The organism is Bifidobacterium bifidum ATCC 29521 = JCM 1255 = DSM 20456 (assembly GCF_001025135.1).
GTDB lineage: Bacteria > Actinomycetota > Actinomycetes > Actinomycetales > Bifidobacteriaceae > Bifidobacterium > Bifidobacterium bifidum.
In genome coordinates, this window is the sequence record NZ_AP012323.1 from 1388347 (window position 1) to 1400178 (window position 11832).

10 protein-coding genes are annotated in these 11832 nt (G+C 64.2%); 1 reads left to right on the forward strand and 9 read right to left on the reverse strand.

What is annotated here, in order from left to right; all coding sequences use genetic code 11:
- Window positions 1–150: 150 nt before the first annotated feature.
- The 7 genes from ychF to BBBF_RS05955 form a co-directional block, all read right to left on the reverse strand.
- Window positions 151–1245: a redox-regulated ATPase YchF gene (ychF, locus tag BBBF_RS05925; RefSeq protein ID WP_003813598.1), complete on the reverse strand. Its 1095-nt coding sequence runs from the start codon at window positions 1243–1245 to the stop codon at window positions 151–153.
- Between the two features lie 236 nt (window positions 1246–1481).
- The gene (locus BBBF_RS05930) at window positions 1482–2684 is read right to left on the reverse strand and encodes a pyridoxal phosphate-dependent aminotransferase (protein ID WP_021648553.1); all 1203 of its coding nucleotides are present in this window, start codon (window positions 2682–2684) and stop codon (window positions 1482–1484) included.
- Window positions 2685–2865: 181 nt separating this feature from the next.
- Complete coding sequence (locus BBBF_RS05935) at window positions 2866–3546, reverse strand: methionine ABC transporter permease (RefSeq protein WP_003822142.1); 681 nt, start codon at window positions 3544–3546, stop codon at window positions 2866–2868.
- Window positions 3539–4681 (reverse strand): methionine ABC transporter ATP-binding protein, encoded by a 1143-nt coding sequence (locus BBBF_RS05940; RefSeq protein WP_021648554.1) that lies wholly within the window; start codon window positions 4679–4681, stop codon window positions 3539–3541. The genes BBBF_RS05935 and BBBF_RS05940 overlap by 8 nt, the downstream gene beginning before the upstream one ends.
- A complete protein-coding gene (locus tag BBBF_RS05945) occupies window positions 4678–5712 on the reverse strand; it encodes an alpha-ketoacid dehydrogenase subunit beta (protein ID WP_014760370.1) in 1035 nt (344 codons plus the stop codon). The genes BBBF_RS05940 and BBBF_RS05945 overlap by 4 nt, the downstream gene beginning before the upstream one ends.
- Window positions 5705–6691, reverse strand: a complete 987-nt coding sequence (locus tag BBBF_RS05950; RefSeq protein WP_033510030.1) for a thiamine pyrophosphate-dependent dehydrogenase E1 component subunit alpha — start codon at window positions 6689–6691, stop codon at window positions 5705–5707. The genes BBBF_RS05945 and BBBF_RS05950 overlap by 8 nt, the downstream gene beginning before the upstream one ends.
- 378 nt (window positions 6692–7069) lie before the next feature.
- Window positions 7070–7891: a MetQ/NlpA family ABC transporter substrate-binding protein gene (locus BBBF_RS05955; protein ID WP_021648556.1), complete on the reverse strand. Its 822-nt coding sequence runs from the start codon at window positions 7889–7891 to the stop codon at window positions 7070–7072.
- A gap of 424 nt (window positions 7892–8315) precedes the next feature.
- On the opposite strand from BBBF_RS05955, the gene BBBF_RS05960 reads away from it, so the two are divergent.
- Window positions 8316–9257 (forward strand): isoaspartyl peptidase/L-asparaginase family protein, encoded by a 942-nt coding sequence (locus tag BBBF_RS05960; protein WP_021648558.1) that lies wholly within the window; start codon window positions 8316–8318, stop codon window positions 9255–9257.
- 153 nt (window positions 9258–9410) lie between these two features.
- Here BBBF_RS05960 and proC read toward each other — a convergent pair whose 3' ends face one another.
- Window positions 9411–10214, reverse strand: a complete 804-nt coding sequence (gene proC / locus BBBF_RS05965; RefSeq protein ID WP_033510032.1) for a pyrroline-5-carboxylate reductase — start codon at window positions 10212–10214, stop codon at window positions 9411–9413.
- 85 nt (window positions 10215–10299) lie between these two features.
- Complete coding sequence (locus BBBF_RS05970; RefSeq protein WP_003817205.1) at window positions 10300–11703, reverse strand: alpha/beta fold hydrolase; 1404 nt, start codon at window positions 11701–11703, stop codon at window positions 10300–10302.
- Between the last annotated feature and the right edge of the window lie 129 nt (window positions 11704–11832).

Sequence of the window (11832 nt, forward strand, 5' to 3'; positions counted from 1 at the left end):
AGGGCACTCTATTGGCACTCTATCCGGGCCACAAACGGCCAGGTACGTGGCAAAAACGGCCATTCCCCAGTAATCGAAAAACGGCGGAATCCGCACGTGTCCGGAGACCGGAAACGTTGGTATTCCGCCGTTTCTCAGGGCTGCAACCCCCTACTTGCTCACATTGAACTTGAACTCGACGATGTCGCCGTCCTGCATGACGTAGTCGCGTCCCTCCTGGCGGAGCTTGCCTTCCTCCTTGATCTTGACCATGGAGCCTTCGGCGGCCACGAAGTCGTCGTAGGAGACGATGTCGGCCTTGATGAAGCCCCTTTCAAAATCGGTGTGGATGACGCCGGCCGCCTGCGGGGCGGTCCAGCCCTTGTGGATTTGCCAGGCGCGCACCTCCTTGACTCCAGCGGTCAGGAAGGTCTGCAGGCCGAGGATGTCGAAGCCGACGCGGGCGAGCTGGTCGAGACCGGATTCGGACAGCCCGGCGTCCTCCAGCATCTCGCGGGCGTCCGCCTCGTCAAGGTCGGTCAGGTCGGATTCGAACTGGGCGTTGAGGAACACGGCCGGCGCCGGCGCCACGGATGCGGCGAGCTTGGCCTGCAACTCCTTGTTGGCGAGCTCGTTATCGTCCACGTTGAACACGTAGATGAACGGCTTGGCGGTCATCAGATGCAGGTCGTAGATGTCGTCCTTGTTGATCTTGCCTGCGGCGGCGGCATGGTCGATGGTCTCGCCGGCTTCAAGGATCTCCTTGGCCTTCTTGACCGCGTCCATGTACGCCTGCTCGATCTTCTTGCCGCGCAGGTCCTTTTCGAGCTTCGGCAGCGCGTTCTCGATGGTCTGCATGTCGGCGAGGATCAGCTCGGTGTTGATCGTGTCGATGTCGTCGGCCGGATCCACCTTGCCGTTGACATGCACGATGTCGTCGTCCTCGAACGCGCGCACGACCTCGCAGATCGCGTCGGCCTCGCGGATGTTGGCCAGGAACTTGTTGCCCAGGCCTTCGCCTTCGGAGGCGCCCTTGACGATGCCGGCGATGTCGACGAAGGTGACGGTCGCGGGCACGATCTTCTCGGTGTGCACCAGCTCGGCGAGCACGGGAAGGCGCTTGTCCGGCAGCGGAACGATGCCGGTGTTCGGCTCGATGGTGGCGAACGGGTAGTTTTCGGCGAGGACATTATTGCGCGTCAGCGCGTTGAACATGGTGGACTTGCCGACATTCGGCAGGCCAACGATTCCGATAGTTAGAGACATAGTATCCAGTATTGGTGTCAAGGTGGACGTTGGCCGCGCCGATGACGCAATTCGTTGCAGCGAATCGTTCTCAATAACAAAAGTGCGAGTCTCACGCTCGGCAAAACGAACATGAACACCGTATATTGCCCGGAATATAAGGGTTCTGGACAATGTGCGGTTGAGTGGTTTTGTTCGTTTTCCTCACACGTTTCTTATTGAGAACGATTCGCTGCGATTGGCAGACAGCAAAAACGTCACAGCTCGGCCGCGCCGATGCGCCGCACTGCCTCGCGCAGCAGCGATTCGTCCTTCAGCAGGCTGAGCCGCACCCAATCCTTGCCGACGCGGCCGAAGCACGTGCCCGGCAGCCCGGCCACCTGCGCCACGTCAAGCAACGCGTCGGCGAAACGTTGCCCGCTCCACCCCTCAGGCGCCTTGAACCACACGTAGATACCGCCGGCGGAGTCGAACACGTCGAATCCGAGCGAGCGCAGTCCCCCGGCGACGATCTCGCGCCGCCCGGCATACCGCCGGGCCAGTTCGTCGACGCACGACTGGTCGCTGTTCAGTGCCACGGCGCCGGCATCCTGGATCATTCCGGTGACCATCGAACCCATCTGATAATGGTATTGCTTGAGCCGTGCGACCACGTCCCGGTTTCCGGCGACGAACCCGGCCCTCCACCCGGCCATCGCGTACATCTTCGACAGTGAACCCACTTCAACGGACACGTCGGACGCGCCCGGCACCGTCAACAAGCTGACCTGCTGGTCGCTCACGCCGAGTCCCGTGTATGCGAAGTCATGCACGATGAGGAAGCCGTACCGCTTGGCGAGCTCCACCGCGTGCTCGAAGAATGACGCCGGCGCCTGCGCGCCCGTGGGGTTGTTCAGATAGTTGAGTATCAGCATGCGCAGCCGGCGCCACACCGATTCGTCCACCGCGTCCAGGTCGGGTAGCCAGCCGAGTTCGGCGCGGGCGGGCAGCAGTATCTCCTCCGCCCCGTGCATGACGGACATGCAATGGTACGACGGATAGTAGGGGTCGGCGAACGCGACGGCGTCACCGCGGTCGATCAGAATCGCGAACAGTCCGGCGAGCCCGTCGACCGCGCCTTCCACGGCGAACAGCTGGGAACGCCAGTCCAGTTCGACACCATGCACGTTGCGGTACCAGTTCGCGGCGGCCTGCAGGAACGCCGGCTTACCATCGAATGGCGTGTATCGCGCGTTGAGCGGGTCGTCGACCGACGATTTGGCGACGTCGCGGATGAATTCGGCCGGGTATGCGTCGGGGTTGCCCTTCGCCAGATCGATCACGTCGGCGCCGGACGCCACGGCTGCGGCGACCTTCACGTCCATGTCGGCGAACACGTTCGGCGGGATGATCTGGGCGACCGGCGCGAACCGGGGCTCCCATACGCCATCGCGGGTGTCGTCGTCTTGTGCGGCGCTCATTGCGGTATTGCTCCTTTGGGATGGGGGTTATATAGGAACGGGAAAAGAGGGGACATGTGGCAAGGACCGCCCTCCGGCGTTACGCGCCATCTCCCGCCAGCGGGAGGTGGCATGCCGTCGCCCCGCTGGCGAAGGACTGTCGGCGCAGCCGACTTCGGGCGGTCCGGGGAGGAAGCGAATCTCAGTGCTGCAGCCGCTTGGCGAGCAGGTTGCATATCAGCTGGCTGACGAACACGATGACGAGAATGATCAGTGTAGCCACCAGCGTCACGTCGCTCTGGAACCGGTTGTAGCCGCGGATGATCGCGAGGTTACCCAAACCACCTCCACCGACCACGCCAGCCATGGCGGAGAAGGCGACCACGTTGATGAACGACAGCGCCGACACTCGGATGATCGGCACGCGCCCTTCGCGCAGGTACACGCGCCATATGATGTCGAGCGTGCCCAGGCCGGATGCCTTGGCCGCTTCGACCAGGCCGGGGTCTATCTCCAGCAGCGCGTTCTCGACCTGCCGGGCGTAGAACGGCACAGTCGCGCCCACGATCGGCACGATCATCGCCTCGGTGCCGATGGAGGTGCCGACGATCACTCGCGTCACGCCGACCAGCAGGGCCATGAGGATGATGAACGGGATGGATCGCACGATGTTGACGATCTTGTCGAGGATGTTGTAGACGATCACGTTCTGCGTGAGCCCGCCGCGTCTGGTAAGCAACAGCAGCAGACCGAGCACAAGGCCGATCGCGTATCCGATCACCGCGCCGACGATCACCATGTACAGAGTCTCGTAGGTCGCGTCCCAGACCTCCGGCCAGATCATCGACACATTCGGCAGCCATGTCTCCAGCAGATCATTCATTGTCGTTCTCCTCCACCTCGTTCACATGCAGGTCGGCGAGCGGCGTCGCGCTCACCCCGACCGTCGGGAAATACGCGAGCGCCTTGCTGACCGCCTCGGCCGGACCATCCAGACTGACCAGGATCATGCCGACCGGCGTGCCGTGAATCACGTCCACGTTGCCGAACATGATGTTGCCTCTCACGCCGAACCGTTCGCGTATGTCGGCCATCAGCGTCTCCTCCGCACCGGAGCCGACCGAGAACAGCAGATACACGCTGCCGCTCTCCCGCTCCTTGCTGAACAGCGGGTGCTCCTGGACGAGCGTGATGCCCTTGTTCATGTTGCCGGACGTGTAGATGAACTCGCGGGTCAGTTCGTTGGACGGGTGGTCGAACACGTCGAGGATGGACCCGTCGTCGACGACCTTGCCGTGGCTCATGACCGCCAGGTCGGTGCAGATGTCCTTGACGACCTGCATCTGGTGGGTGATGAGCACGATGGTCAGGCCGAGCCGTGCATTGAGGTCCTTGAGCAGGGCGAGGATCGACCGGGTGGTGCGCGGGTCGAGCGCGCTGGTCGCCTCGTCGCACAGCAGCACCTCCGGGTCGCCGATCAGTGCACGCGCGATGGCGACGCGCTGCTGCTGGCCACCGGAAAGCTGCCGCGGATACGCCTTGGCCTTGTCGGCGATACCGACGAGTTCCAGCAGATGCATGGCCTTCACGCGGGCGTCCTTGCGGGATACCTTCTCGTGGATGAGCGGCAGGGTGACATTGTCAAGCACGGTTCTGGATGGCATCAGGTTGAAGTGCTGGAAGATCATCGCAATCTTGCGGCGCAGCGGTAGCAGCCGGCCCTCGCCGAGCGTGCTGATGGTGGTTCCGTTGAAGGTCACGGTGCCGCTGGTCGGACGCTGCAGGACGTTCATCGTGCGCACCAGCGTCGATTTTCCGGCGCCGGAGAAACCGATGATGCCGTATATGGAGCCCTTGTTGATGGTCAGGGACACGTCGTCGACGGCGCGGAAGCGGTTTTTGCCGCAGCCGAATTCGACGGTGACGTGGTCAAGCGAGATCAGAGGGGCGCCGGCGGCGACGGAATCCGAAGCCTCCGCCGCTGCGGCTGCGGTTGCGTTGACGGTTGCATCGCTCACGCGGCCTCACCCGCCCGACCCGCAGCACCATCCGCCCCATCGACGGCGGACTTGCCGGCCGCCGCGAGCACGGCGTCGAGGATCTCCTTCTCGCCGGACAGCACGAAGTCCTCCATCACCGGGCTGAACGGCAGCGGCGTGAACCGCGCGCCGACGCGCAGCACCGGCCCGCGCAGATAATCGAAATGGTTCTCGGCCACGCGCGCCGCGATCTCGCCGCCCACGCCGCCGATCTTGATGGCCTCGTGCGCGATGACCAGATGACCGGTCTTCTTCACCGACGCATAGATGGTCGGCATGTCGAGCGGCGTGATGGATCGCAGGTCGATGACCTCCACGCTCACGCCGTATTCGCGCCGTGCAACATCCGCGGCAGCGAGCGCCTTGGTGAGCATCAGACCGTAGGAGACCAGCGTCACGTCGGCGCCTTCGCGCACGACCTCCGCACGGCTCAGGTCGATGGGTGGCAGGTCCTCGGGCACGTCGCCCTTGACCGGGAACAGTCCCTTGTTCTCGAAGTAGATGACCGGGTTAGGATCCTTGATAGCCGCCTTGAGCAGCTGCTTGCCGTTGGCCGGCGTCGAGGGCACGACCACGCGGATGCCGGGGATGTTGGTGAACCACGTCTCCAGCGACTGGGAATGCTGGGCGGCGCCGTGCTTCATCAGGCCGTCGGGCGCGCGCAGCACCAGCGACATGGTGGCCTGTCCGCCGAACATGTAGTGCGCCTTGGCCATCTGGTTGAGCACCTCGTCCATGGCGATGCCGATGAAATCCGCGAAATGCAGGTCGATGACCGGCTTGGCGCCGGCGATGGCCGCGCCGACGCCGGCGCCGACGAGCGCCGTCTCGGAGATCGGCGTGTCAAGCACGCGCTCGGGGAATTCGTCCTTCATGCCGGCGAACTGGCCGAAGATGCCGCCCTGCTTGGCGATGTCCTCGCCGTAGACGAACACACGTTCGTCGGCTCGCATCTCTTCGAGCATGGCCTCGCGAGTCGCCTCGCCGAATGTGATGATTCGCTCACTCATACAGGTTCACCTCACCGCTGAATACGTCGTCCAAGGCGTCCTCGGCCTTGGGGAATGGACTGTTTACCGCAAATTCCAGAGCCTGTGCGAACTCCTGGTCGAGCCGCTCCTCCGCGGCGTCGAGGTCGTCCTGCGTGACGACGCCTTCGAGCAGGATCTTGCGCCGGAACCGGTCAATCGGGTCGTTGTAGAGTTTCCACTCCTCGACCTCCTCCTGGGAACGGTACTTCTGCGGGTCGGTGATGAAGTGGCCGTCGCGCCGGTAGGTCTTGCATTCCAGGATGGAGGGGCCGTCGCCGCGGCGGGCGCGGTCGATGAGCTTGGCGGAGGCGTCTCGCACGGATTCGACGTCGTTGCCGTCGACGGTGACACCGGGGATGCCGTATCCCTGAGCGCGTTCCGACAGGTAGTCCACGTTCTTGATGTCGTCGAAGCGGGTGGTGGATGCCCACGCGTTGTTCTCGCACACGTAGATGACCGGCAGTTTCCAGCTGGCGGCGAGGTTCACGGCCTCGTGGAAGGTGCCTCGGCTAGATGCGCCGTCGCCGAAGAAGCACACGGCCACGTCGCTGCCGTGCCGCTGCTTGATGGCGAGCGCCGCGCCGGTGGCGATGTTGAAGCCGCCGCCGACCACGCCGTTCGCGCCCAGCATGCCGACGCTGAAGTCTGCGAGATGCATGGAGCCGCCCTTGCCCTTGCAGTATCCGGTGGTGCGGCCGTAGAGCTCGGCGAGCGAACGGTCGACGCGGGCGCCTTTGGCGAGGGTGTGGCCGTGGCCGCGGTGGGTGCTGGTCACGTAATCGTGGTGGGTGAGGTTGCTGCATACGCCGGTGGCGACGGCCTCCTCGCCGATGTACAGGTGGGCGGGTCCGACGATCTCCTTGCCGATGTGCGCCTTGACGGTTTCCTCGAACCGGCGGATCTTGCGCATGGTGGTGTAGAGGTCAACGGCCTGCTGCGTGGTCAATGGTGTGCTCATGATGTGCGGGCTTTCGTATGTTCCTTGGTTTGTTTCCTGTTGGATGTGGGCGGCGCGTGGGCCCGTCCCGACTTGTGCCGGGCCTTGCACGGGAATCGTCGCGGCATGGCCGTCTCCTGCATGATCCGTCTGACGACCTGTGCGGCCGTCCTTCACGGATGCCATGCCGGGCCATATGGCCGACCTGCCATGATGCCGGCCGGAGGGCCGCCGCGGCGCGGACCGTCCCCTTGGTCCGCGCCATCCCGTCCGGCTGGCATCATGTCTTCTCGGCGAGCACTCCCCTTCAGCCGAGATGCGTCGACGTTCCCCGTTCGCGTCGCTTGTCGTGTGTGTTGTTATGTTGCGTGCTGCGGTTGCGGCGGCATTCGCCGCATGTCACCACAGCGGAATGACGGCCCCCTTGTACAGCTTGTCGATCAGTTTCTTGACGTCGTCGCTGCGGTAGGCGTCCACGATCTTCTTGTAGGTGGCGTTGTCCTTATCCTTGGCGCGGGAGACGATGATGTTGTAGTACGGCTTGGACTGCTCGTTGACCGGCTCGATGTAGATGGCGTCCGACTTGGGGTTGAGTCCCGCGTCGAGGGCCATGAACACGTTGATGACGCTGGCTCCGACGTCGGGCAGCGAACGGGCGGTCTGCGAGGCTTCCAGCTCGGTGATCTTCAGGTTCTTCGGGTTGGACACGATGTCGTCCGGCGTGGGGTTCGCACCTTCCTTGTAGTCGAGCTTGATCAGGCCGGCGGACTGGAGCAGCAGCAGGCCGCGGGCCGCGTTGACGGAGTCGTTGGCGATGGTGACTTCGGAGCCTTCCGGAATGTCTTCGACCTTCTTGGCCTTGTCGGAGTACAGGCTGATCGGGTTGAGCACCGTCTCGCCGACTGCGGCGAGCACGTTGTCGTGCGTCTTGTTGAAGTCGTCCATGAGGATGTAGCCCTGGTAGGCGTTGAGGTCGATGTCTCCCTTGGCGAGCGCCTCGTTCGGCTGGATGTAGTCGGAGAACTTCACCAGTTCGACGTTGATGCCCTCCTTCTTCAGGTTCGGGATGACGACCTGATCCCAGACCTCGTTGCTGTCGCCGACCACGCCGACCTTGACGGTGGTGCCGGAGTCTGCCGAGCTGCTGTTCCCGCACGCCGTCAGACCGCCGACAAGCGATGTGACCGCCAATACCGTCGCAGCGATTCTCCTGATCTTCATGTCTCTTCGTTCCCCCTGGTATCGTGTTTGGTTTGTGCCGTGTGTTTGGATGCTAAGATTGCTGATCGTGCACATTGATCTTGTGCGCCCGCTGCGTTCCGGCGGGATGCCGGCCGTTTTCGCGAACAATGTTCAGCGTAATGCGCGTTTTCACGCGGTTCTTGCGATTGCGTCGAACAGGGCTATCGCCGAAATCTATATGCCGCTATCATGCGCGTATGCCGCACGGCCGGCGAATGCGCGCCCGGGCGGCGCGGAGGCCACCACCAGTCTCACATATTGAGACATAAAGCCGTCATCTCGTCGGATTCGCCGGCAAAAACCGCGCCGTAACCGAATCGCCTCGAATGGACCGGTCCCGGCGACGGTGGCATAATACACGCGGAAAACATCAGTCACGGCGAAACCGTGCAAGGGAGGGAACATGATCATCACCACCGTATCCGGCGCATCAACGGCGTCCGGCAGTCCTGTCAACGGCATTCTGCTGGCGATCCACGCGGGAGCCGGCGACCGGAGCAAGGATGGCAACGCGCAGAAGACTGCGCAGGCCGAGCGCGATCTGCGTCGGGCGCTGGACGCCGGCTACGCGCTGCTCGAACAGGGCGCGCCCGCCGAGGATGCGGTATGCGCCGCGATTCATGTGATGGAGGATGCGCCGGAGTTCAACGCCGGTCGGGGCGCGGCGCTGACCAGCGAGGGAAAGGTGTCGATGGACGCCTGCCTGATGACCGGCGACGGCGAGGTCGGCTCCGCCGCCGGACTGACCACGGCCCGGCATCCGATCGATGTGGCCCGGGCGGTCAAGGAGCGCGCCAAGCACACGATGTTCGCGCTGCCGGGCGAGAACCTGCTGCGCTCGTGGGGCATCGAATTGCGCGATCCGTCGTATTTCGTGACCGAGGAACGCCGGCGTTCGCTGGCACGCACCCAATCCGAGGGCGACGCCTGGGAGAAGCACGGCACGATCGGCGCGGTGGCGAGGGATGCCGCCGGACATGTGGCGGCGGGGACGTCCACGGGCGGCATCACGAACCAGATGCCGGGGCGCGTCGGGGATTCGCCGCTGCCCGGATGCGGCACGTACGCGGCCGATGACAGCGTCGCCGTGTCATGCACGGGTATCGGCGAGGCGTTCGTGAGGTCTGTCGCGGCGCATCAAATCGCGGATCGTGTGCGGTTCGCCGGCCAGTCAGTGCAGGAGGCCGCTCAGGCCGCACTGGATGACGTGGCGGCCCGGCGCGGCGACGGCGGCGTCATCGTCATGCCGGCCAGCGGCGACGGCGTCATCGCCTACAACAGCGAGACGATGAACTACGGATACGTCACCGCCGACGGCGTCCGCGTCGTTCACGGCGCCGAATAACAACAGACGGCCTGCGCCATCCGACGACAGCTTCCGCCCATCCCGCGAAAGTCCCATTTGCGGCGTGCGATATGGAACTTTCGCGGGATAGGGCACCGGATGATATCGAGCTACACCGCGGATGACGACCGTCCGATGGACCCTTTTGCGGGGTCAGCCTACGATGGTGTCGACGGCGTCGATAACGGCTCCGCGGAAGCCGTCCTTCTCCAGCTTGGCGACGCCGCGGATCGTGGTGCCGCCGGGCGAGCAGACGGCATCCTTCATCGCTCCGGGATGGGTCCCGGTGGCCATGTACAGCGCTCCCACGCCCTCGATCATCTTCGCGGCGAGCCGGTATGCGGTGGCCCGCTGCAGTCCGTACTGCACGCCGGCGTCACCCAGCGCCTCAATGTACATGTCGGTGAAGGCGGGTGCGCAGCCGGCCACCACCATGGCGATGGTCATGTGTGCGGTGTCGACGCGCTCGATCAGCGAAATCGGGCCGAACAGCGATTCGAAGACCTCCGTCTGCATGTCGGTGAGCGTGTTGTCGGTCTCGGTGACGAGCACGCCCTTGCCGACGGCCATCGGCGTGTTCGGAATCGTGCACTGGATATGGATGCTCTGAGCCAGATCGCCGAACAGCTTCTGGTACTTCGCCAGATCCCAGCCGGCGGCGATCGACACCACGAACCGTCCATTCTTGGCGAACTCGTCTGCGATGGGCTTGATGACGGATTCGATCTGATACGGCTTGATGGCGATGACCACCACGTCGGCCGCGGCGGCGACCTCACGCGCGCTGTGCAGTGGACGCGCCCCGAGCTTCGCAGTGCTGGCTTCCAGCTTGTCGTAATGCGCCGCGCAGGCGACGATGTCGCCGCCGTTGACGACGCCCGCGTCGACGAGACCCTGCGCGATGGCCTGCGCCATGTTGCCATAGCCGATGAATCCTATGGTGATGTTCTGCGCCATGATGCTCCTTGTTGTGTTGTTCATACGAAACAGATGCAGTTCGTCATGCCCCGCCGCGCACGGCCGCGAAGCGTACGACCGCACGCTAGAACAGCGATTCCAGGTCGCCGCGGTTGAGGGCCTCGTCGTAGAGATGGCGGAACACGAGATCGCCGTGCAGCCCGTCATGCTCGAACTCGTTGGTGACCCAGTAATGCGAGTTGCCGACACGGCTCAGCGTGTCGAGCTGCATGCCGGAATCCACGTACATGTCGTCGAAATACACGGCCGATTGCAGCGGAACCTCGTTGCGGGCCAGCTGGTCGGCGTCATAGATCACACCGAATCTCGTATCCTCCATCAGCAGGTCCATCGCCGGCTTGAACGGCCGCAGCGCGGACTCCTGCTCGAACATCCACGGGAACATCGCCTCGCCGGTGAAGGCCAGCGGGCGTTCGCCGGTCGAGAACCGGGGCATGGTGTCGCGCACGCGCTGTGCCGCCCAGCGAATCGGCTCGTCCAGTTCACCGTTCGCGTAGATGAACTCCTGCAGCGGCCAGTACAGGGGACGCGAGGAGGTCGCGTTCATGACCTTCGCCAAGAACTCGTCGGACAACGCCGCCCCGGCTGAGACCGAACCGTCGCCGTCGACGAACGCATCGTCGAAAATCCAGTGCACGCGCTCGAAGCTTGGCTTCATGCCGAAGTCGGAGCCGAGGCATTGCAGGCGCTCCACGGTCAGCGGGTCGCCGTTCGGCAGCAGCGGGGTTCCCTCGGGCAGCGAGCCGGAATCGCCACCGATGCCGCCGGCTTCCGCGATCTCAGCCACGGTCGGCAGTTGATCCGCGACGGCGGCAACACGATCGGCATCGACGCCGTAGCGCTCGTAAAACTGCGCGGTCTTGCGGGCCATGCGCGGGAACGTGTGCTCATAGACCTCGGTCGCGTTCGCCGGGACATGCGGGATGCCGCCGCAGGTGAAGCTCGCGGCCACTCCTTCGGGGAACAGCGACAGGTAGGTCAGCGTCAGGAATCCGCCATAGCTCTGGCCAAGCGTCACCCACGGCGAGCCGCCGAACTCGGTGCGGCGCAGATGTTCGAAGTCCCGCACGATCGAATCCGCGAGGAACCGCTTGAGGTAATCCGCTTGCGCACGCGCTCCCCCGGCGGCGAGCCTCGCCATGGCATGCGAGTCGACGCGCGAAGAGCGGCCCGTGCCGCGCTGATCCGGCAGCACCACACGGAAATGCTTGACCGCCTCCGCAATCCATCCGTCGCTCGACGGGTTCAGCAGCCTGGGTCCGGCCCCTCCCGGACCACCCTGCAGGAACACCAGCAGAGGCAGATCGTCATGCACGTGCTCGGGGGCGGTCACCACGCGGTAGAACAGGCTGATCGATTCCCCGTCAAAGCCGCGCCCCGGCTCATGACCGGCCCAATCAAGCGGCACCTTGGCCGACCGATCCTCGATATGCAGCCCCGGCACGTAATATTCGGCAAGCAGCGTCATACATTCCCTTTCATTGATGCACCCCGGCATCCCACGATGCCGTACCATTCTCGGTACCACTGTAGCCGACCGGCGGCGGAAACCCGATGGGATTCCCACCAACGAAACGCACCCCGCCCGACACGCCGC